At 61.0% G+C, this 22,746-nt stretch carries 18 protein-coding genes; all 18 read right to left on the reverse strand.

Going from position 1 to position 22,746, the window contains the following annotated elements; translation table 11 throughout:
- Positions 1-2 precede the first annotated feature (2 nt).
- The 18 genes from BN3560_RS06900 to kdpA all read right to left on the reverse strand — a co-directional run bounded on the left by BN3560_RS06900 (position 3) and on the right by kdpA (position 22,726).
- The gene (locus tag BN3560_RS06900) at positions 3-539 is read right to left on the reverse strand and encodes a PulJ/GspJ family protein (protein ID WP_123649810.1); all 537 of its coding nucleotides are present in this window, start codon (positions 537-539) and stop codon (positions 3-5) included.
- Positions 536-883, reverse strand: a complete 348-nt coding sequence (locus tag BN3560_RS14335) for a hypothetical protein (protein ID WP_123649809.1) — start codon at positions 881-883, stop codon at positions 536-538. The genes BN3560_RS06900 and BN3560_RS14335 overlap by 4 nt, the downstream gene beginning before the upstream one ends.
- Positions 880-1,470, reverse strand: a complete 591-nt coding sequence (locus BN3560_RS06905; RefSeq protein WP_087191178.1) for a hypothetical protein — start codon at positions 1,468-1,470, stop codon at positions 880-882. The genes BN3560_RS14335 and BN3560_RS06905 overlap by 4 nt, the downstream gene beginning before the upstream one ends.
- Positions 1,467-5,681 (reverse strand): pilus assembly FimT family protein, encoded by a 4,215-nt coding sequence (locus BN3560_RS06910; RefSeq protein ID WP_096227505.1) that lies wholly within the window; start codon positions 5,679-5,681, stop codon positions 1,467-1,469. The genes BN3560_RS06905 and BN3560_RS06910 overlap by 4 nt, the downstream gene beginning before the upstream one ends.
- A gap of 138 nt (positions 5,682-5,819) precedes the next feature.
- The gene (locus tag BN3560_RS06915; protein ID WP_096227506.1) at positions 5,820-7,127 is read right to left on the reverse strand and encodes a coproporphyrinogen III oxidase family protein; all 1,308 of its coding nucleotides are present in this window, start codon (positions 7,125-7,127) and stop codon (positions 5,820-5,822) included.
- A 90-nt stretch (positions 7,128-7,217) separates the two neighbouring features.
- On the reverse strand, positions 7,218-8,507 hold the full coding sequence (purD, locus tag BN3560_RS06920; RefSeq protein WP_087191175.1) for a phosphoribosylamine--glycine ligase: 1,290 nt from the start codon (positions 8,505-8,507) through the stop codon (positions 7,218-7,220).
- Positions 8,507-9,823, reverse strand: coding sequence for an adenylosuccinate synthase (locus BN3560_RS06925; RefSeq protein WP_015539258.1), 1,317 nt, complete (start codon positions 9,821-9,823; stop codon positions 8,507-8,509). The genes purD and BN3560_RS06925 overlap by 1 nt, the downstream gene beginning before the upstream one ends.
- A gap of 70 nt (positions 9,824-9,893) precedes the next feature.
- Positions 9,894-12,182 (reverse strand): AAA family ATPase, encoded by a 2,289-nt coding sequence (locus tag BN3560_RS06930; protein WP_087191174.1) that lies wholly within the window; start codon positions 12,180-12,182, stop codon positions 9,894-9,896.
- Positions 12,179-13,462 (reverse strand): metallophosphoesterase family protein, encoded by a 1,284-nt coding sequence (locus BN3560_RS06935; RefSeq protein WP_087191173.1) that lies wholly within the window; start codon positions 13,460-13,462, stop codon positions 12,179-12,181. Before BN3560_RS06935 ends, BN3560_RS06930 begins: the two co-directional genes overlap by 4 nt.
- A 39-nt stretch (positions 13,463-13,501) precedes the next feature.
- Positions 13,502-14,914 carry a replicative DNA helicase gene (gene dnaB / locus BN3560_RS06940; protein WP_087191172.1) on the reverse strand — a complete coding sequence of 471 codons (1,413 nt, stop codon included), beginning with the start codon at positions 14,912-14,914 and terminating at the stop codon, positions 13,502-13,504.
- Positions 14,915-15,116: 202 nt separating this feature from the next.
- Positions 15,117-15,665 (reverse strand): 50S ribosomal protein L9, encoded by a 549-nt coding sequence (rplI, locus tag BN3560_RS06945; RefSeq protein WP_087191171.1) that lies wholly within the window; start codon positions 15,663-15,665, stop codon positions 15,117-15,119.
- Between the two features lie 16 nt (positions 15,666-15,681).
- Positions 15,682-15,942 carry a 30S ribosomal protein S18 gene (gene rpsR, locus BN3560_RS06950; RefSeq protein WP_015539262.1) on the reverse strand — a complete coding sequence of 87 codons (261 nt, stop codon included), beginning with the start codon at positions 15,940-15,942 and terminating at the stop codon, positions 15,682-15,684.
- Positions 15,943-15,965: 23 nt separating this feature from the next.
- Positions 15,966-16,436, reverse strand: coding sequence for a single-stranded DNA-binding protein (locus tag BN3560_RS06955; RefSeq protein ID WP_087191170.1), 471 nt, complete (start codon positions 16,434-16,436; stop codon positions 15,966-15,968).
- A gap of 57 nt (positions 16,437-16,493) precedes the next feature.
- Complete coding sequence (gene rpsF / locus BN3560_RS06960) at positions 16,494-16,787, reverse strand: 30S ribosomal protein S6 (protein WP_015539264.1); 294 nt, start codon at positions 16,785-16,787, stop codon at positions 16,494-16,496.
- A 555-nt stretch (positions 16,788-17,342) separates the two neighbouring features.
- Positions 17,343-17,867: a hypothetical protein gene (locus tag BN3560_RS06965; RefSeq protein WP_087191169.1), complete on the reverse strand. Its 525-nt coding sequence runs from the start codon at positions 17,865-17,867 to the stop codon at positions 17,343-17,345.
- Between the two features lie 245 nt (positions 17,868-18,112).
- Positions 18,113-18,715 (reverse strand): potassium-transporting ATPase subunit KdpC, encoded by a 603-nt coding sequence (kdpC, locus tag BN3560_RS06970; protein WP_087191168.1) that lies wholly within the window; start codon positions 18,713-18,715, stop codon positions 18,113-18,115.
- A gap of 105 nt (positions 18,716-18,820) precedes the next feature.
- On the reverse strand, positions 18,821-20,899 hold the full coding sequence (gene kdpB, locus BN3560_RS06975) for a potassium-transporting ATPase subunit KdpB (RefSeq protein ID WP_172623282.1): 2,079 nt from the start codon (positions 20,897-20,899) through the stop codon (positions 18,821-18,823).
- 51 nt (positions 20,900-20,950) lie between these two features.
- Positions 20,951-22,726, reverse strand: coding sequence for a potassium-transporting ATPase subunit KdpA (kdpA, locus tag BN3560_RS06980; RefSeq protein WP_224767976.1), 1,776 nt, complete (start codon positions 22,724-22,726; stop codon positions 20,951-20,953).
- Positions 22,727-22,746: the final 20 nt, after the last annotated feature.

The following is a 22,746-nucleotide window of genomic DNA, read 5'->3' on the forward strand; positions in this document are numbered from 1 at the left end:
TGCTACGATCCTATTCTTTTCACGGAGAGCGATGCTTCCGCCAAGGGCGGAAGGCTCTCTCCTTCACGAATGCTCACATCAAACGTCCAAGCGTTGGCTGTCTCATCATAGATGACGCTATCCAAAACAGGAATGAGCCCATCCTGAGAGGGCACAAGCGTTACTGAAGCAGTGCTGGTTGCCAGCATAATGCCGTTGGGCGAAAAGCCAGCGTCAGGATCGTAAAACTGCACTGTTTCGCGATAGCCTGCGCTCACATAAGCGGGAAACTCTCCACTTCCTTCGACCGAACGAGCGTAGGCCATCTCATCGCTCACTGTTTCAACCGCGCGCGCTAGCAGATTGTCAGCGACAGTTTGCCTCGTGATGCTGCCGTATGCGCTCATAGCAGCACCCATTCCAGCGGATATCACAATGCACAGCAGTCCAATGAATATAATGCTGACCAACTGCTCGGCCAGCATGAAACCCCGCTGATCGCGCAAGCAATGTGTCAAAGCAACAAGAGTTCTTTTGCGATATCGAGTCACTTTAATCATTGCTGCGCGTTCTCAGGCCGAGCGCTTATATTTTGATACCGTTCGAATACCACTTGGCCGCTGTCGTCTTTCGCCTGATATGTCCAAACCTTTACTTGAATGTTAATTTTACCGAATGAGAAATCGGCTCCACTGACACCGCTTTCGGCCATACCCGCTTCGGCCTTGTACAAATTCGAGAGTGACTGCCTACTCGTCACAGACACATTTGTCGAGACCATAACCATCGTTGCGAGTAACGTGGCACCGAGTGCCGCTATAAGCAGCGCTGCCAAAGCCTCTACTAAGGTATCGGCTTCTTTAGAAGCAATCTTCGAACTAAGTGAGGCCAGATACTTTCTCATATCCTATCACCGTCATTGGTCTTCGTAATAGCAGCGCGCTCATAAGAAAACGATACAAGTTTTCCCGAGGCATTGTAGGTTGGGATACATTGCAGGTATACCGTCATGTTGTAAGGCGAGGCTGGAGCAAAGCTCTCATCCAATGACAGGTCTATTGTTATGTTGAGATCGGAATCTACAAGCAATTTGCCATATACCGTCGAGTTTCCTTGCTTGATAACAAGTCTTTCTCCCGAGCCAAAGGACTCTTTTACAGCCCGCCTTTCCAAAATGCTGCTACCGTAGGTTTTCCAAAATTCTCGACCGAACACACTGTATTGGGCACCCTGCACGGTGTCGCCGTCAGGACTAGAAACAATGGTCAATTCATCCATATCCATGTCATAGCCAATGGTTTGCGCTGCTGAGCCAACTGTGTACTCCGCCTGCTGCAATTCCCTGTGCGTCTGCACAGCCTTCGCCTGCACCGACGCCGCCGTGAGCACCACCGACCCGATGATGGCGCAAATAAGGAAGAATACCAACGCGATGACGATGGAGGCGCCGGCGGTGTCGCGAAACTTCGCTTGAAGAGTATTGCTCTTCATGATCGCATGACCTCGTCTGAACCTTCTGGATGCTGTTCAGCGGACTGCTGCGGAGAATCGGCAGATTTGTCTTGAACAGGATCTACCTCTTCCTTCCGCCCGTTTTCGGTCGAAGGCGTATCATGCTCGCTTTTTTGAGACAGATCAGAATCGACACCGAAAGCATCATCAACAGGTTCGGATCCAGGCTCCGAGGGCGATTCGGGTTTCGCTTCCGGCTGCACTACGACGCCTTGGTCGACAACTTGGAAATCCGACAGGCCCTCTCTTTTCAAAACTACGCCTACGAAGTTATTTTTACTGCCAGAGTCAAAGGCTATACCTTTGCCGACCAATCCTCCAACGATAAGCTTGTTACTTCCGTTTGCCTGTCCAGGATCAACCAAAAGACTCACTTCTTTAGCCGAGCAGCCAACCAACGTCAGCGAATTTTCATAATTTCCCACCAACCCTCCGACGAAAGCGGTTCTATTCTTGGCCAAGAGGCTTGTCCCTACAGAGACATTGCTTGTCGAGCAGTCGCTGAGATTGACATTTTGCTCGGCTTTTCCTAGAAGTGCACCTATACTGATGTCGGAGCTCCATGAGGAAGACCTGGATGTCGTGGTAAACGTGATTCCTTCCACGTATGTCGGTGTTACGATTTCTGGATTCTTGGGGTTTATCATGCCCTTGATATTAGAGTCGGATGCCCAGCCGATCAAAATCCCCCAGCCATAGACGTTTGAGCCCTTGTGCTCTATTTCTATAAACGCAGAGGGGGACTTGTTAGAAGAGTAGCCCGACACGGAGCAACCTTCGACATCACACTTGCGAATCGTACCAGCAACCAAACCGATATACGTCTGGGAATCGTCGTGCGTGTTGCCATCATCGTATGACCAGTCCCATACGTACTTCCCCGCATCAAGCTGACTCGTGTCTTCAACTAAATGGATGTTTTTTAAACAAGCGCGCTTGTCGTCCGTTCCGATTACCTCTGGAAAAAGGAACGAGGCTCCGCGGGGACTCACCGTATTGGATCGGAAAGCACCCGTAGCATTAACATGTGCGTTGCGTATTTTGTAGCCAAGGCCGTCATAGACTCCCGAGAACGATACATCTTTGAAGTTCCTGCCCGTACCTGTTCGTTGCACCATATCCAAATCATGCGTCTGTTTGAAGCAGTCGGCACTATATGTCTTCACCACTGGCGTCGCATAGCCCGTGGACAAGCACCCCGGAAACTGATCGGCATGCCGCACGATCCATGCAGCCCCTTCGGTCTCACCCCAAGAGCCAGCTTTGCTCGAGTTGTTTTCAACTGCGCACGCAAAGTTGAAGTTGAGGTAGTAAAGAGAGTCGATTCCGTTGTATTTGAGTTCTATCGCCACGCTCTTTGCCTTAAGACCGTCTCCCTTGCTTGTGATCTTGTATGCCCGATACTCGGCTCCGTCGATGGAAAACTTGATATGGCTCTTACTATCGAGCGATGCCAATCTGTTATTCGTGCCGACAAACGAAGGCGCCTTCTCGCTATCGCCTTCTTCGACAGGGACCACAGCATAGTAGCCCCAAGAACTTATGGTTTCTTGAACGCCATTTTCATTAATTTCATCCAACAAATTCGCTATCGGCTGCGTTTGGGAGCTCAGACATCCGTAATAACCAACTTTACCGTCTTCGCCGAACTCCAAATACATAAGTCCTGCTACTTTGGGTATCTCACTATAATTCACCGTTAGCTTTACATGTCCATACTTAAGAAAAGAGCCATATGAGGCTACCAGTTGCTTCGGTTCGACAATGATCGCTCCCTCGGCCGGCCAAGTGCTGGCATTCGGGGTTTTCCAACTTGAAAGACAGCCTTCCTTTTGAGGCGCATCGGCTATTGTCGCATACTCCGCCATCTTTTGGACAGTATAAGGAACATACTGCAATTCGCTGCCGTCTAAGCGTTTTCCCTTGTCGTCACAGTATTCAAGCACGCGATAGAACAAGCCGTCGCGCTGCGTCGACAGCTCGAAATCCGCTGATGTGGTGCTGGTGAGCGCATACGGTTCGTTTGAGCTCCTCGGTTGTTCTACGTAAGCGTCGGGAAGAACGTTTTGGAACTGGTCTTCCTTCTTAAAACCCCACAGCTGAGCACTCGGCACTTCCGTATAAACGCTCGCGTTGCTTGAATTGCCTTTCCACGCCAACGCCGACGTTGCCGAATAGTAAACGCGAACATCATCTGAAGCGAAGAAAGACTTACCGTCGTTTTTCACACTTTCGGAATTGTACTTATCCGTTGGCGACGCCGAAGTTATATTGAACAACGCCACCGTGGACGAGGCACCGAACTCGTTTTCGAATGGCTGGCGAACGGGGGCACCGAGATTTACTCCGCGCATGCCCGTCGTTCGCTGCTTTCCGGTAAAGTAGTCTTTGATACGATCCATGTTGTCAACGAAATACTGCTTGACCTCGCTGGCTTTGGGGGTAGTCCGCACATACACTTCGTAGCCATCGAAATCTCGCGGTACACGGTCGTACAGTCGACTAAGGTTTATCTTCACTTCGGTAGAATCGGCGGTTATCGGATCAACGCATTGAGAAAAACAGTCTCCGAGTTCGGATTCTTCCCACGTCCATACGCCTTGATTTATATATCCAGCTCGTTCGCCGTTGATCCAAATCTCGTAGATCTGGTACGCATGAGCTTTGCCCGACGGAGAGAACGATCCGCCGCCTTGCCAAAGCAACGATCCGTTTCCAGGATTGACCATCTTCGACACGTTTATCTCGCTGCCCGGATCCGAAGTGTAAGTGCCGGCGGTCACTTGGGCATAGACATTCACGTCTTTGCTCGTTTGGGATATCGCGTCGGCAAGCTTGACCCAGCCGCCTGAATACGACTGCCGCGAAGATTCGACATTTTCTGCTTTTAGAATCGAATTCGTCTCGATTCCTGCATCATCCAGATTGAAAATGGCTTGCTGGTCTTTCATGGAGAGATCCGTGACGGGCGCATCTCCTGAATCGGTTATCAACTTAGTCTGGGGATCTTCATAGGTTCCAGATATATGGCTGGCCGAAGACCGTTTTTTGCCGCCCTCAACTATTTGCGCATCGAGTGCAGGATTGGTTACCAAAACGGTCAGTGTTGCAATTTTCTCCGGCCATTCCATATACGCCTCGGCTGTGGCGGAAATCGAAGGCATAGCCGGATCAGACGATGAGACAGCAGCCAAAACATGGAGATTTGCGCTTGACGAAGCGAGCTTCTGGACAACTATCGCCAAAGCCTTGCCTTGATCTGTGACGGAACTTTCCAGAACACGTTTCAGATCATTCAGGTCGATCCTGAACACATTGTTATCGACCATGTCACGGGATATCACATCGTATATTTGCGTTTCTTTCACCGAGTTCGAATACGAATCGGAAAGGTCGCCTGAAGAGACAGCGTAGCCACCCCCCTTTGCGTCGAGCCCTGAAAGCACGATGGTCGCAGAGTTCTCTTCGCCTTTTATCGAAATGGACACGTCCATTGTCGTAGGCACCTTACTGTTATTGGTTATGTTGGGGTTTTGAATGCATAGCCGACCGAGCTCATCCACCCAGATCACCGGGCTCTCCAGGGCAACTGCGTTCGTGGCGGAGGCAGGGGTGCCTTGGTAGTACCCTATCATAGGAGTCGCCGACTTGCGGGCGTCTTGCTCGCGGGAGCCGGAGGCCTGGTAGTAGGCCTTCGCGGCGTCGTTGCCGCCCTGCGGGGCCGTGCCGAAGAAGCCGGATTTGCCGTCGGTGTAGAACACGCTCACCACATTTGCGGTCGATTTCGTGAATTCGATGATATAGTCGCCGTTGAGCACGGCGTCATCTATGGACAGGTTGGTAAGAACACCGCTTTGCCGAACTTGGGAAGCCGTCATGTAGTAAACATCGTCGGGGGAGAATCCGCCGGGCAAGTCCACCGCTTTCGGGTACACGTCCGTTTTCTTGCCATCGGTTCCCGTCTTCTCCACGAGATCCAGCCACGTTCCGGCGACCTTCTTGGCGGTCATCTGGGTTTGGGCGGCGTTGGCAATGGACTCGGCGGCGTTGTTCAGCTCCACCATGCGCATGTTGTTCTGCGCGTTGACAATAGAAGGAATGGCAATGGCGGCGAGCACCAGAATAATGGCGATGGAGAGCAGGAGCTCTGCGAGAGTGAAGCCCTCGCTATGCTTCTTGCTACCGGTCATCTTTCAGCTCCCTCGTTCTCGCCGCTTGGCATGCCGAGCATAGACGTACTGAAAGTACATCTTAACATTTTGCACACGGGGGGTTAACTAAACCGTAGTTTGAAGCCTGAATTACACGCCGGCGTCTGGACCGCCTCGCTACCCAAAAATCAGCTCCCTCTCCTCGCCCACCAAGGCGGCTCGTGCTTGGTCGCGGAGGTTGTTCACGCCGATGAAGAACTGACGCATCATGACCACCATGAGGTAGCGGCCCTTCGGGGTGAGGGTGAGCTCGTCGGACGTGTCGCGGTCGAAGGCTCCGGATGCTTTCATGAAGGCCATCTCCACAGGCAGGCCGGCCTCCACGGTGCAGCCGAAGTCCTTTCGGAACTGGCGCTTGTCCAGGCGCAGGCCGAACAGCTGCATCATGAATCGGTAGCGCATGCGGTCATGCTTGCTGAAGGTGGTCTTGCCCATGAGCGACATACGACCCTGCGCGATGGCGGCGTTGTAGTCGTTCACGGAGAACGTGTTCACGAACAGGTTGTCGCCCAGGTACGTGATGCCGCCGCTTCCGATGGCGGGGTATTCCTCGTAGTCCACCACGTACTCGTCGATCATAGCGTCCTCGCCGGCCACGCCGGTTCCGCGCTTGTTGAACGTCCAGGCGCTGCCGTGCTCGAACAGCGGGTCGGAGCCGCCGGCCAAGAGTTCGCTGATGATCTCGTAGTACGTGCGCTCGCGGGCGTAGTCCACGCGCCCCACGGTGCGGGCGAGCTGGCGTGCGACGCTGGGACTGGCCATAAGCGGGTAGAACGTCGTCTGGCTCGTGCCGCTTTCCACCACGCGCTCGATGTCGTTGATGAGGATATCCTCGGTCTGCGCGGGGAAGTTGAAGATCATATCCACGTTGAGCGAGGTGAAGTACGGGCTGGCCTCGCCGATGCGCGCGAGTATCTCGGCGCCGCTGCCGTACTTGTCGTAGCGGTCCATCTGCTTGAGCAGGCCGTCGTCGAAGCTCTGCACACCCACGCTCAAGCGCTGCACGCGGCCCTGCAGCTTGTCCAGGTACGCCGGTATCAGGTGGTTCGGGTTCGTCTCGCTGGAAACCTCCTTGATGGAGAACGTCTCCTTCGCCAGATCGATGGTGTCGCACAGCTCGTCGATCATGATGGTGGGCGTGCCGCCGCCCACGTACAGGCTCTCGAAATCGTAGCCCAGCTCTTTCAGCATCATCATCTCTTTGCGCATGCTGGCGAAGTACGGCCGCGCGCGATCCTCCGCGAACGGAAAGCGGTTGAACGAGCAGTACGGGCACAGCCGCTCGCAGAACGGCACGTGCATGTACAGCATGTACTTCTGCCCCGGCTTCGGCGCGGGAACCCGCACGTCATCGGTGGGCCGGAGCTTCAGGTAGCTTTTCGTGCACTGGCGGACGACCGCCGTGAGCATGCGTTCAGATAGCAATGCGAAGACCTCTTCTCGTTTACTGCGAAAACGCGCGGGCATGCCCCGAAACGCGCCCCTGCGGGACGCCTCGGGGCATGCCCGGAGCGGTTAGTTCCAAGCCTCGCGACCGGCGGCGGCCTTCTTGCCGATGTCGGTGCGGTACTGCTTGCCCTCGAAGTTGATGAGACTGCAGGCCTCGTAGGCCTTCTCCCGGGCGTCGTCGAACGAGTCGCCCAAGGCCACCACGTTGAGCACGCGGCCGCCGGCCGTGACCAGCTCGCCGTCGGCGTTGCGCGCCGTGCCGGCATGGAACACCGTCACGCCCTCTATCTCCTCGGCCTCCTCGATGCCGAGGATGACCTTGCCCTTCTCGTAGGCACCGGGATAGCCCTCGCTGGCCAGCACCACGCACACGGCCCACTGCTCGCTCCAGCGCAGCTCGATGTCGTCGGGCCGGCCTTCGGCCACGGCCAGCACGATGTCCACGAGGTCGGCCTCCAGGCGCGGCAGCACCACCTGCGTCTCGGGGTCGCCGAAGCGCGCGTTGAACTCCAGCACCTTCGGGCCCTCGGGCGTGAGCATGAAGCCGCCGTACAGCACGCCGCGGTAGTCGCAGGCGAAGTCGGTGGCCGTGGCAGCGGCGGACTTCTCCATGATCTCGTGCATAGCGGCCAGCTCGTCGGCCGTCACGATGGGCACGGGCGAGTACACGCCCATGCCGCCCGTGTTCGGGCCGCGGTCGCCGTCGAAGGCGCGCTTGTGGTCCTGGGCCGTGGCCATGCAATGGGCCTTGCCGCCCGACACGAACGCGAGCAGCGAGCATTCGGGGCCGGTGAGGCACTCCTCGATGACCACGGTAGAGCCGGCCTGGCCGAACGCGCCGTCGAAGCAGGAGCGCACGGCCTCTTCCGCCGTCTCCTTGTCCTCGGCTACGATGACGCCCTTGCCCGCCGCCAGGCCGTCGGCCTTCACCACAACCGGGGCTTCCAGCGCGGACAGGTAGCCCAGCGCTTCCTCAAGATCGTCGAAGCTGCCGTAACGCGCGGTGGGTATGCCGTGGGCGTCCATGAAGCGCTTGCTGAACGTCTTGCTGCCCTCGAGCTGGGCGCCCTGGGCATCGGGGCCGAACACGGCGATGCCGGCCTCGCGCAGCTCGTCGGCCACGCCCGCAACGAGCGGCGCCTCGGGGCCGATGACCACGAGCTCCACGTCGTGCTCCTCCACGAACGCGAGCACCGCGCGGCCGTCCTCGACGGCCAGGTCGCCCACGTTGCGGGCGATATCGGCCGTGCCGCCGTTGCCGGGGGCCACGTAGAGCTTGTCCGTGCGCGGGGACTTCGCAAGCGACCACGCGATAGCATGCTCGCGGCCGCCGCCGCCCAACACCAAGATGTTCATTAGCGATCCCACCCTCTCATGATCGTCTGGTCGCGATCGGGACCCACGGCGATGATGCTGACGGGCACGCCGGTGATCTTCTCCAGGTACTCCACGTAGCGCTGCGCGTTCTCGGGCAGCTCCTCGAAGGTGCGGCATTCGGTGATGTCGACGCCCTTCCAACCGGGCAGCTCCTCGTACACGGGCTTCGCGTGGAACAGCACGCTCTGCTGCATGGGGAAGTAGTCGTACACCTTGCCCTCGCACTCGTAGGCCGTGCACACTTTGATGGTGTCGAAGGCCGACAGCACGTCCAGCTTCGTGAGCGCCACGTCAGTGAGGCCGTTGACCTCGGCCGCGTAGCGCGCGATGACCGCGTCGAACCAGCCGCAGCGGCGCTTGCGCCCCGTGGTCACGCCGAACTCGTGGCCCACCGCGCACAGCGTCTCACCGACCTCGGCCTCCTCGCCAACGCCCCCGTCCTCGGGGAAGCGCTGCTCCGTGGGGAACGGGCCCTCGCCCACGCGCGTGATGTAGGCCTTCTGGATGCCCAGCACGCGCTCGATGGCCGTGGGCCCCACGCCCGAACCCGTGGCCGCGCCGCCGGCGCAGCACGACGAGCTGGTGACGTAGGGGTACGTGCCGTGGTCGATGTCCAAGAGCGTGCCCTGCGCGCCCTCGAAGAGTATCGACTTGCCGGCGCGCAGGCCCTCGTTCAGCAGCTGGGCCGTCTCGGCCATGTAGGGCTTGAGGATGCGCGCGTAGGGCAGGTACTCCTCGCAGATCTCGTCGACCGTGTAGGTGTGCAGGCCGTAGATCTTCTGCAGCACGGGGTTCTTCTGCGCCAGCGCCGTCTCCAGCTTCAGGCGGAATATCTTCTCGTCCAGCAGGTCCTGGATGCGGATGCCCTTGCGGGCGGCCTTGTCCTGGTAGCACGGGCCGATGCCGCGCTTGGTGGTGCCGATCTTGTTCTCGCCCAGGCGCTTCTCGTCCGCGCCGTCGAAGTCCTTGTGGTAGGGCATGATAACGTGCGCATCGCAGCTGATCTTGAGGTTTTTGCAGGAGATTCCCTCGGCCTCAAGCATGGCCATCTCCTTGATGAGCACGCCGGGGTCCACCACCACGCCGTTGCCGATGACCGGCACCGCGTGATCGTACATGACGCCGGAGGGCATGAGGTGCAGCGCGAGCTTCTTGTCGCCGTGGATGACCGTGTGGCCGGCGTTGTTGCCGCCTTGGTAGCGCACGACGAAATCGTATTCGCGCGCGATCAGGTCGGTTATCTTGCCTTTGCCTTCGTCTCCCCACTGGGCGCCGACGAGTACCGTGCTGGGCATATGGTTCGCATCCTTTCGCGCCCGCGCCTGCGCGCCGGGCCGTCAACCTATCCGCAGATTCATGATTATATTACAGTTCCACAACGTTCAGCGCCGGATCGACCGAGCGCATGGACTCTACTATTTCTTCATGGCAGGTGAACAGAATCACCTGGCGCGTGCGGGACAGTTCCGCAAGCGCAAGGGCGGCGCCGATGCGGCGGCGAGCATCGAAGTTCACCAAGATGTCGTCGGCCAAGATGGGCACGGAGCGGCCCACGTTGTCGGCCGTCATGAGCAGCGCGATGCGCAGTGCCAGGTAGAGCTGCTGGCACGTGCCCAGCGACAGGTGAACGGGCTCGCGCTCCGTCTTCACCGCATCCATCACCTGCAGCCTGCCCTCGGGCGTCATGACCACCTTGACCCAGCGCCCGTCGGTCATGAGCGAGAGAAGGCGGCTGGCCTGGCGGTACACCTCGGGCTGGCTCTTGGATTCCCATGCGGCGATGGCGGCCTCCAGCATGCGCTTCGCCAAGAGCAGGCGCGCGTAGTCCTGGGCGCTCTCGTCTTGGCGCGTGCGCACCTGCTGGTAGCGCAGTTTCAGCTCGTCGAATCGGTGCGCGTGCTTGGCCTGGGAGAGCTCCTGTTTCAGCTCGCCGTAGCGACGGTTCAGGCTCTCGCTGGTCTCCAATAGGCCGACGCGCTGCCTGGTGCGCTGTTCGATGGCGGCATCCACGTCCTCTACAGAGGCGCCGTCGCGCAGGCCTGCGCGCTCGACGGCCCGGGCGCGTTGGCGCTCGACATCGGCGAGGTTGTCCTCCACGGAGGACAGGCGCGAGGCCAGCGCCTGCTGGCGCTGTTGGAACAGGCCCGTCTCGGCGCGGGCGTCCTTCGCCTCGGCCAGAAGCGAGCGGGCGCTGCGAAGAGAACCCTGCGCAGCCGAGAGGCCGACAGCGTCCAGCTGGGACCGGATGCGTGCTGCCAGCTGCTCCTGCGCCGACAAGCATGCCTCGAGCTTCTTCTTGTCCTGCAGCATGACCCACTGGGCATCCTGCTTGCGGACCTCCAGCGCCTCGGCGGCCTTGTCGGGTCGGAACAGCATGACCAGCGCAGCGGCGGCCAGCATGAGGGAAAACACCACCAGGCCTATGCCGAGCGCGGTGAACGACAGGCTGGTGATCTCGCGGCCGTGCATGAACAGCGGCACGCCGGCCGCCACGAACACAAGGGGCAGCGCGATGGACAGTCCCACCTGCACGCTGCGCTGGCGCCGGCGCCCCTCGTGCACCTGATGCACGTCCTCGGTTTCGAGCAGCGCCTCGTAGGCGGCGGTAGACGTTGAGCAGTTCTCCTTGGCCAGGTCCACACTGTGCGCGCATTTTGCCTGCTCCTCGGCCAGCGCGTCGATGCGGTCGCGCAGGGCGCGCTCGTCGGCGGCGCCCAGGGCCACGAGCGCCGGATCCGAGGTCTGCTCGCGCACACGGTGCTCGGCGGCCAAGGCGGCCTCGTCCTCGCGCAGGCTGTCGCGCTGACGGCGCAGCTGGTCGCGCTGGGCGTCCAGCTTCTCCAGGCTGGCGCGCTGCGCGGCAAGCTCCTCGATGGATGCGTTGAGCGCGTCCAGGCGCGCCAACAGCTGCGCACGCTGCGGCGCCAGCTCGTGGAACTCCTTGTCCTGGGCCTTGTAGCGCTCCGTTTCGTCCGCGGCGGCGGCCATCTGGGCGCGCAGGTCGTCCTGCTCGGCGGTCAGGCGCGCGATGGAATGCTCGATGCCGGCGGCCTTCGAGGTGTATTCGGCCAGGCGGTCCTGCACCTCGGCGAGCGCGTGGGCGGGGCTCGCGCCCGTGCCGGATCCTGCCGTGAGCAGCTTCGCGGTCATATCGGTGGTGTTGCGCAGGCTGCGCAGCTCGTCGGCCGTGAGCGAGAACATGGTCTGGAACGTCTCGCGGTCGATGTCGTCCACCAGCTCGACCGGACCTTGCAGGCCGTCGGCGTTGCGCACGCGCGAGAGCACGAGCTCGTTTTCGGACTCGGAGACAGACCCGGATGCGAGCACCCCGGGTTCGGATGCCGAGGCGGCCGCGGAGGCGTCAGCATTCTCGCCCTGAAGAGAGTCCCCCTCTTCCGGGCGCGGGGCGAAGAACAGCGAGCCGGCGCGGTCGGCGTTGCGCGGCTTATAGGTATTGCGGACGCCTCGGGCCTCCTCCCACCCGAACAGCACGCCGCCTGCGAACGAGGCCAGCGTGGACTTGCCGGCCTCGTTCTCGCCGAACACCACGTTGAGGTGCGGGGTGAACGGGCCCACCACCTTGTTGGCGAAGGCGCCGAAGCTCGTGATCTTCATGCGCTTGAGGTACGGCGCGCCACCGTGCTCGGCCGTCATTCGTCACCCCGGCTCAGCAGGTCGAGCACCAGGTCCTCGGCGTCGGCCGCCAAATCGTCGATACGGCGCGTGTAGGCGCTGGGCAGCTGGATGTTCTTGAGCAGGAACTCTTCCTGGATATAGGCTATCTCGTCCTCGCGGTCGGCGCGCAGGGCGTCGGCCACCTGCAGGAACACGGCTGGGAACAGGCCTTCCCGGCGCAGCGCCTCCTTGTCGTACGGACGTAGCGTGGCATCGACGAGCGCGTCGCAGAAAAACGACGGGTAGCCGTCGTTGATGTGCTTGCGCAGGTCTTCCAGCACTCCGGGGCGCGCGAACACCGCGTGCAGCGGCGTGGTGCCCGTGAGCGTGATGCGCACGCACATCTCCTCGCAATGGGCCTTGCCGTTCACGCGGAACAGCTCCCGCATGATCTTGTCGGTGACCTCGGCCACGTTCGCGCAATCGGCCACGTCCACGTCCATGCGCTGCCATACCACGCTGGCCGTGGGAACGAACTCGAGCGCGGGGCTCGCGCCTTCCTCCAACGTCACGGCAAAGCAGCCGCGCTCGCCCGTCTCCTTGATATCGCGGCCCTGGATGCAGCCCGCGAACACGAGGCGCGGGTCGTCGAACGAGGGGTGGGCGTACTTCATATGTATATGGCCGAGCGCCCAGTAGTCCATGCCCGACCGCAGGAGAGCGGCGGGGCTCGTGGGCGCCTTCACTGGATCGAGGTCCAATCCCGTGTGCAGCACGCCCACGGCGAAGGGCGCGTGCGCGACGTCGGGCACGGCATCGGCCAGCGCCTGCTCGGCCGCTGCACGCGTCACGCCGGCAGCGATATCCTCGTCGGACGGCCACGTCTGGTTGTAGTAGCCGCGCCCGCCGATAAGGGCCAGCGTCTCGCCGTCGCGCCGATAGGCCGCGAAACCGGGCTTGTCGGCCGGCAGCATGAGGGTGTTCGGCGGGAACGCGAAGAAGTCGCGGCTCCATGAAGTGAAGGGGTCATGGTTGCCGGTGCACAGGTACACGGGGATGCCGACCTTGTCCAGACGGCGCAGACCCTCGAAGAAGTGCAGGTAATCGCCGTAAGACGCGCGTGCGCTGTCGAAGATATCGCCTGCGATGACCACGAAGTCGACCTTGCGGGCCAGCGCGGCGTCCACCACGCGATCGTATGCTTCGGGGATAGCCGTGAGCAGGCGGTTCGCCCACGTTTCCGAGAGCGCCCTCAGGCCGCGGAACGGTGCGCCGAGATGCAGGTCGGCCGCATGGATGAATGTGATTCGCTTTCGCATGGGCACCAGTGTAGCGCGTACGCGGCCCGCGCGGGCCGGCTAGAAGCCGCCTGCGCGCGAATCGTCGATGAAATCCATGAAGCGCGTGTACTCCGGGTTGAACGCCAAGTCGATATCGCGGGTAGGACCGTTTCGGTGCTTCGCCACGATGAGCTGCGCCGTGCCCAGATCAGGGCGGTCCTCGCTTTCCGCCTCCGTCTCGTCCATGCTTCGGTCGATGAACATGACGATGTCGGCGTCCTGCTCGATGGAGCCGGACTCGCGCAGGTCGGAGAGCATCGGGCGCTTCTTTCCGCGCATCTCCACGGCACGGGACAGCTGCGACAACGCGATCACGGGCATGTCCATCTCCTTCGCGAGCACCTTCAGGCCTCGCGAGATCTCGCCCACCTCCACGGCGCGGTTACCGTCGCGGCGCGTGGAGGGCGGCTGCATGAGCTGCAGGTAGTCCACGATGATGAGGCCCTTGCCCTCGGTGCGGCGCAACTCGCGGCGCGCTTTGGCGCGCGCTTCGAGAATGGACAGGCCCGGCGAGTCATCGATGTACAGCTCCAGCTTCGAAAGCGTGTTCGACGCGTCGGCGATGGCCCCCCAGTCGCCCTCCGAGATGAAGCCCGCGCGGATCTTCGACAAGCTGACGCGCGCCTCGGCGCAGAGGATACGCTGGACCAGCTGGCCCGCGCTCATCTCCAGCGAGAAGAAGGCCACGGCCGCGCCCGACTTAGCGGCGTTCACGGCCAGGTTCAGGGCGAACGACGTCTTGCCCACGCCGGGGCGGGCAGCCAAGATGACCAGGTCGCCGCCGCGGAAGCCGTGGAACAGGTCGTCGGCGTCCTTGAAGCCGGTGGGCACGCCAGCCATATGGTTCTGCTGCTCGGCCAGCTTGGTGATTTCCTCGAACGCCTCGGTGAGCAGGGAATCCATCTTGGAGAACGTGGACGACACGCGCTTCTCGGTCACACCGAACAGCGTCTTCTCAGCGTCCTCCACCACCTCGTCCAGGTTGTCGGGCGCGTCGTAGGCCAGCGCGTTGATGGAGGCGGCGGCGTAGATGAGCTCGCGGAGGATGGCCGTGCGCTTCACGATCTCGGCGTGGTTCTGCCAGTTCGTGAGCGCGAACGTGTTGTCGGCCAAATCGACCAGGTAAGGCTTGCCACCCACGGCCTCCAGCTGGCCCGTTGCGTTCAGGTTGTCGGCGAGCGATATCTGGTCGATGGGAATGCGGCGCGTGTTCAACTCGCAGATGGACTCGAAGATAATGCGGTGCGCCGGGCGGTAGAACGACTCGGGCTTGAGCTTCAGAATGAGCTCCTCCACCGCCTCGGCGTTCAGCATGCAGGCCGCCAAGACGGACTTCTCGGCCTCGATGTTCTGCGGCATCGGCTTGTTTTTCGGTGCCGATCCGTCGTTGAAGTCGTTGCTCCTTGTGCTGGCCTGGTACGCTTCCGGCATAGTGGCTCTTCTCGCTCCTTCAGGTGTCCGCTACCTTGTTCCCGCTATAGTACCGCATACGTTACCGCAGCTCATGTGTATTTTTCTTCTCGAAAAACCATGAGATGCGTTATCCACATGCAACGGAAAACCCCCTTCGCCCGTCAGCGGGGCAAAGGGGGTTTTCCCCCGTTTCCACAAGTTGGGTCCTGTGGAAAAGTATTTATTCCTCGGTAGCCGTCTCGGCAGCCCCGGCGGGAGCCTCGGCCTCCTCGACAACCTCCACGGTCTCCTCGACCTCGACGACCTCGGCCTCGGCCGGCTCATCGACGTTGCCCACCAGCAGCTTCACGGACACCTTGATGTCGCGGTAGATGCCGTAGACCACTTCGTGCTCGCCAGCCGTCTTGATGGCATGGCCGAGCTCGAGGCGGCGCTTGTCCACATCGAGGTCGGTGGCGGCCTTGATGGCGTCGGCGACCATGACGGCGGTGACGGAACCGAACAGCTGGCCCTCCTCGCCGACCTTCGCCTCGACCTTGACGGTGGCACCCTCGAGGGCGGCCTTCATCTTCTCGGCGTCGGCAATGCGGTTCTCCTCGCGCTTCGCAATGTTGTGCTTGCGCTGCTCGAGCTGCTTGAGGTTCCCCTTCGTCGCCAGGATGGCGAGTTTCTGGGGAAGCAGGTAGTTGTTGGCAAAGCCGGGGGCCACGTCGACGACGTCGCCTTCACCGCCCTTGCCCTTCAATTCTTGAAGCAGGATGACTTTCATGGAACCCTCCTTGCGCCTAGCGGCTGCGACGATCGCCGCGACCGCTGACGGCGGGCACCGCGTACGGCATCAAAGCCATCTCGCGGGCACGCTTGACGGCGTTCGCGATGTCGCGCTGGTGCTGGGTGCAGGCACCCGTCACCCGGCGCGGCTTGATCTTTCCGCGATCGGTAACGTATTTGCGCAGCATTTGCGTGTCTTTGTAGTCGACGTAGTTCGCCTCGTCCTTGCAGAACTGGCAGAACTTGCGACGCGGCTGCTTCGCGTAATCGGACATTTCACAAACCTCTTTCGTTTCGCTTAAAACGGGATGTCTTCATCGTAGACTGAAGAAGAGGCATCGACCACCGGCGCAGCCATGGGGGCTGCGGCCGGAGCCGGGGAATAGCCGCCCGCGTTGCCGCCATACGACTGGTTTCCGCCGTATGAGGACGAATCGCTGTTGCGGCTCGACATGAACTCGAGCTCGTCGACGATCACCTCGATCTTGCTGCGCTTCTGGCCGTCGCGCTCCCACTGGCTCCAGCGGAGCTTGCCCTCGATGGACACCTTCGTGCCCTTGTTGAGGTAGCGCGAGAGGCTCTCGGCACGGGCGCCGAACATGGTGCAGTCGATGAAGTTGGGATAGTCCTCCCACTCGCCCGTCTGCTGGTTCTTGCGGCGGTCGTTCACGGCAACGCCGAAGCCGAGCACCGGCAAACCGCTCGCCGTGGAGCGCAGCTCGGGATCGCGCGTCAGGTTTCCGCTGATGATAACTCGGTTGATGCTCATGATACCTACCTCTTCTTCTCATGCTGGGGCGCCGCGGGCGCCCAATGCCACGTGCTCTTAATCGCGATCGGTACGCTTGACGATCATATGGCGCACAACGGCGTCATTGATGCGAAGAACGCGATCGAGTTCAGCAACGTTAGCGGGATCGGCATGGAAATCGATGAGAGTGTAGTCACCGTCGGTCAGACCGTCGATCTCGTAAGCGAGTTTGCGCTTGCCCCAGTTGTCGACGTTGTCAACCGTACCCTCGCCCTCGGCGATCGTGGTCTCAATACGCTTCATAACAGCGGCACGGGATTCTTCGTCGATAGACGGAGCGACAAAAAACAGCAATTCATAAGCCTTCATCAGCTCACCTCCTTTGGTCTTTAGCGGCTCCGGGGCTGGTGAAGGCAGTTAACCCGGAGCAGGATTAGCTTGCCTATTCTAGCAAAGGGCCTCATGGGCTACAAGGAAAACTTTCTTCCTTACCAGCGCGCACATGCTTTCACCATCATTGCGCGGCGTGCCTCCCGCTTGTCCGCTGAACTTCTCTGGGAGCAGTATAGCAACGCGACCTTGCCGGGCGACCGTAATTCAACCGTCATGGAGCCGCGGGGAACTGATGCGGATCTGACGTGGATGACGTGCGGACCTTGCGCATCAGCCGCGCGTTCCTTGCGCGGGTAAGGCGCGCATCTGACACGACCGCTTCCGCAATTCGAAAACCCTGGCCATGAGCATGAGCGGAGGGGTCTTGCGTACACGGGTAACCGCTTTTTTCTTGAAAGGATCCTCAACATTGGAACATGGCCGAATTGAAAACAGAGAGCCGGCTGTGTTCCATATGGAACACAGCCGGCTCGATTATCCGCCTCTTCGCAGCGTTTCTTTAGCTGCCGCAGATAATCAGCGCCTGCGTAGTTACTCGGTCTCTCCCTCGAAATCCTCTTCATCGTCGAGGTACTTCTCGTCGATCTCGTCCTCGTCGTACTGGTCGGCCTCCTTGAGGCCGCTCATGAAGTTCGGCGCCTCGCCGATGTAGGCCGGTTCCTCCTCGAACGCAGGCTCGCCGTCTTCGCTCATCGTGTAAAGGAAGCCAACGGCCACGCCCTCGTCCTCGCCGGGAATGCCGCCCTCGGCGATGAGCGCATCCTTCGTCTCGTCATCGACTTCCACGTAGCCGTCATAGCACAGAGCGTACGCCTCGGCGCCGCGGGCGTTCTCCACCGTGTGGCGCGCGAAGGCGAAGCATTCGTCCGCCGACTCGCCCGGATGGTTCTCCAAGAACAGGTTCTCCTTCACCACGAGCGCGGTGAACGGCACCACGTCGGCACCTTGCTTCATCTTCTCCTTCGCCTCTTCCAGCGAGAAGAGCAGCACCTTTTCCAGGATCTCGGGGATCTCGGGTACTTCTACGTCCGAGCTCTCCACTACGCGATCGGCCATAGCCTCGTCCTTTCAACTGGCCGCCGCTGCCTGTCCGCTCTTTTTGGCGGCCCGCATGCGGCCCTCGTTTTTCCGTTGCCGACCAGTGTAGGGCTTCCCAGCGAGCCCTCGCTCGCGGACGGCGAGTTATTCGGCGTATCTTCAGATATTGATACGCGGCCGTTATTCAGGACGTTTCCCGCTCCCCGGATGTTTCGCGTGAAACATCCGGGGGATTCGGCGGTTTCGAACGGTTGGGAAGGCGGCTACTGGAGGATACCGTCGAGCATGAGGTTCACCTTGAGGACGTTCACGCGAGCATCGCCGAGAACACCGAACTGGGGCTGCTCGGTGCACTGATCGATGATGGCGCGGATCTCGGAAGGCGTCTTGCCGGTGTTCTTCGCCAACCGCTCCACCTGGTACTCGGCGGCAGCCGGGGAGATATGGGGGTCGAAGCCGCTGCCGGAGTTCGTGACGAGGTCACTGGGGATGGGCTCGTCGCCCTTCTCGGGGTGGGCTGCATGGATCTCGTCGATACGGGCCTGCACCGTAGCGGCAAAATCGTCGCTCGCGGGACTCAGGTTCGACGGGCCGTACCACATGACGGGATTACCCTCGTCGTCGGTAAACGCAGAGACGTTTGCGTTCGTGAGCCGGCCCCACATATGATCCTGATCGTGGAACTCCTGGCCGACAAGCTCGCTGCCGTACTTTGTCCCATCGACCTCGATGATAGAGCCGTTTGCCTGATAAGGGAAGAAGATTTGCGCGACACCCGTGCAAACAGCCGTGTAGACAACACCGCACAGCACTGTTGTAACGAGGAAGAGGAGCATTGCGCTTCCCCATATTTTCACTTGCTTCATGAGGTGATCCTTTCCAATTCGGTCCGCAGGCCAGTTATTGCTTTTGACCTGCGGAGTATTGAATGCAGAGTTTTGCCAAACCAAACTGCTGGACGAGAACTATCCTCACGCCACACCCAAAGCCGTCAACATCATGTCGAGCAGCTTGATGACAACGAACGGCAGGACGATGCCGCCCAGACCGTATACCAACAGGTTGCGGGACAGCAGGCTCTGCGATGACGCCTCGCGGTACTTCACACCGCGCAGCGCCAACGGAATGAGCGCCACGATGATGAGAGCGTTGTAGATGATGGCCGCCATGATAGCCGTGTAGGGGTTCGTGAGGTGCATGATGTTCAGCGCCTCGAGCTGAGGATACAGCGGCACGAACAACGCGGGCACGATGGCGAAGTACTTCGCCAGGTCGTTCGCTATGGAGAACGTGGTCAGGCTGCCGCGCGTCATGAGCAGCTGCTTGCCGATGCGCACGACGTCGATGAGCTTCGTGGGTGAAGAGTCCAAGTCCACCATGTTGCCGGCTTCCTTGGCAGCCTGGGTGCCGCTGTTCATGGCCACGGCCACGTCGGCCTGCGCAAGCGCGGGTGCGTCGTTCGTGCCGTCGCCCGTCATGGCCACCATGTGGCCCTCGGCCTGGTACTGGCGGATGGCGGCCAGCTTCGTCTCGGGCGTGGCCTCGGCAATGAAGTCGTCCACGCCGGCCTCGGCTGCGATGGCGGCGGCCGTCATGGGGTTGTCGCCCGTTATCATGACGGTCTTGATGCCCATGGTGCGCAAATCGGCAAAGTTTTCCTTGATACCCTGCTTCACGATGTCCTTCAGATGGATAACGCCCAGAATACGATGATCGCGAGCAACGAGCAGCGGAGTGCCGCCTGCACGCGAGACATCCGCAACGACTGCGGCGCACTCGCCGCTGTACGCGCCGCCGTGCGACTCCACATAATCCTTGACGGCATCGGCCGCCCCCTTCCGAATCTCGTGACCCTCGAAGTCAACACCGCTCATGCGCGTCTGCGCGGTGAACGGGATGCTGACCATGCCCGAGCCTTCCAGCTCGCGGGCGCGGATGCCGAAGCGCTCCTTCGCCAGCACCACGATGCTGCGGCCCTCGGGCGTCTCGTCGGTAAGGCTGGCCAGCTGCGCCGCGTCGGCCACGTCGTGCTCGGTGGCGCCGTCCACCGGTATGAACTCGGCGGCCTGCCGGTTGCCCAGCGTGATGGTGCCCGTCTTGTCCAGCAAAAGCACATCCACGTCACCCGCCGCCTCCACGGCGCGGCCGCTCATGGCCAATACGTTCGCCCGGTTCAGGCGGCTCATTCCGGCAATGCCGATAGCCGACAGAAGCGCACCGATGGTGGTGGGCGCCAGGCACACGAACAGTGCCACGAGCGAGGTGATGGTGGTGGGATTCGCGATACCCTCCTGGTTCGCGCTGAAGCCGCTGAACGCGAACAGCGACACCGACACGATCAGGAACACGATGGTCAGCGCCACGAGCAGTATCTCGAGCGCGATCTCGTTCGGGGTCTTCTTGCGGGTAGCCGATTCCACCATGGCGATCATCTGGTCGAGGAAGCTGTGGCCCGCATCGGCCGTCACGCGCACGACCAGCCAGTCGGAAAGCACGGTGGTGCCACCCGTCACGGCGGAGCGGTCGCCGCCGGACTCGCGGATAACCGGAGCCGACTCGCCGGTGATGGCGCTCTCGTCCACCGATGCGGCGCCGATGACGATCTCGCCATCAGCCGGGATCTGCTCGCCAGCCGCCACGTAGAAGAGGTCCTTCTTCTTCAGAACCGCCGAGCTCACCTCGTCGGCCTGCAGGCGGAAGTACTCCGCCGGGTCGTCCACATGATGGCCCTTCGCCACCAGGCCCTCGTTGAGCTTGTGCGCGGGCACGTCGCGCTTGGCGGCGCGCAGCGAGTCGGCCTGCGCCTTGCCGCGGCCCTCGGCGAGCGCCTCCGCGAAGTTCGCGAACAGCACCGTGAGCCACAGCACCGCCGAGATGGCGATGATGAAGCCGGGCTGGGAATCCGTGATGCCGAACAGCGACAGCACGAACAGAACGAGCGTCAGGATGGCCGATAGGTACACCATGAGCATAACGGGATTCTTCGCCTGCTCGCGAGGGGCAAGCTTCACGAAGGAGTCGCGCACGGCGCGCTTCGCCAAATGGGTCATTTCATTGTTCCTCATAGTTGCCGTTGACATTTCTTTTTTCGCCCGCCTTCCCTAGAGCACCATATGAAGCTGCTCGGCTATCGGGCCCAGCGCCAGCGCCGGGAACATCGACAGAGCGCCAACCAGCAGCACGACAAGGATCAGTAGGAACACGAACATGGCATTGCTCGTGGAGAGCGTGCCTGCACTCACCGCCACCTTCGGCCGCGCGCACAAGCTGCCAGCCAGCACGAGCGTGGCTGCAAGCGGGATGAAGCGGTTCGCCAGCATTTCGAAACCCAACACGACGTTGATCATCGGGGTGTTAGCGTTGAAGCCTGCGAAAGCCGATCCGTTGTTACCGCCCGCCGATGTGGCGGCATAAAGTACTTCAGAGAATCCATGGGCACCCGCGTTGTTCAGACTATCCACCGTCGCCGGATCGAGGCACATGACCGCAGCGCCTATAAGAAGAACCATAGGCGTGGTGATGCACAGGATCGTGGCCATGCGCATTTCTTTGGGTCCGATCTTCTTACCCAAGTACTCGGGCGTGCGACCCACCATCAACCCCGCGATGAACACGGTAAGGATGACGAAACCTATCATGCCGTACAAGCCGCAGCCGATACCGCCGCCGATGATCTCGCCCAATCCCATGAGAATGATGGGTACCATGCCGCCGATGGGCGTGTAGCTGTCATGCATGGAGTTGACCGCGCCGTTCGATGCGGCTGTGGTGAATGCGGCCCAGAGAGAGGAGTCGGTCACGCCGAAACGTGCCTCCTTGCCCTCCATGTTACCGCCGGACTGATCGTACGTGCCCATGTACACCGAGCCGTCGGCCGCAAGCTGCGGCGTTCCGACCTGTTCGAAGAAGGCTATCACTGCCAAGCTCGCCACCAGCACCACGAACATGGCCGCGAAGATAGCCCGACCCTGTCGCCGATCGGCCACGAAGCGACCGAAGCTGAACACGAGCGCGAACGGGATGAGCAGCAGCGAGATACACTGCACCAGGTTCGTGAGCGGCGTGGGGTTTTCCAGGGCGCTCGCCGAGTTCACGCCATTATAGCCTCCGCCGTTCGTTCCGAGCTGCTTGATGGCAACCTGGCTGGCCTGCGGCCCCATGGGAACCACGCCCTCATCGATCACCTGCACGGCTGCCGGATCATCGGCTTCTACCACATTGCCCTCTGCATCGATACCGACCGGTTCCAGCAGCTGTACTTCCTGATACTCGGATACGTTCTGCGGCGAGCCCTGCCACACGTCCACCACGGTCACGACGAGCGCGAGCGGGATGAGCACGAAAAGCACGGAGCGCGTCACATCGACGAAGAAGTTGCCCAGGCCAGGGGCGCCTTCGCTCACCAACCCGCGGAACAGCGCGAACAGCACGGCCATGCCCACGGCCGGTGTGACGAAGTTCTGCACGGTCAGGCCGATGGCCTGGGAGAAGTAGCTGAGCGCGCTCTCGCCGCTATAGGCCTGCCAGTTCGTGTTCGTCACGAAGCTGACCGCCGTGTTGAACGCGAGGTCCCACGTGAGACCGGGGAGCCCCTCGGGATTGCCCGGCAGCACGCCCTGCAACATGAGGATGGCGAACAACCCTACCAGCGAGAGCGCCGAGAACGCCAGCGCGCTTATCAGGTAGCGTTTCCAGCCCATGACGTCGGCACGGTCGACGCGGATGCACCGGTACACCACGTTCTCCACCGGCACGAGCACACGCGAGAGCACGGCCACCCTCTCGCCGGCCATGACCTTGTTGATATAGCCCGACAGCGGGATGGCGAGCGCCACGAGCAGGGCAAGGTAGATGCCGTATTCCAGCAACTCGTCCATCACCGCTCGTCACCCCCTCG

Origin of the sequence: Gordonibacter urolithinfaciens (assembly GCF_900199375.1) — a bacterium.
GTDB classification, from domain to species: domain Bacteria; phylum Actinomycetota; class Coriobacteriia; order Coriobacteriales; family Eggerthellaceae; genus Gordonibacter; species Gordonibacter urolithinfaciens.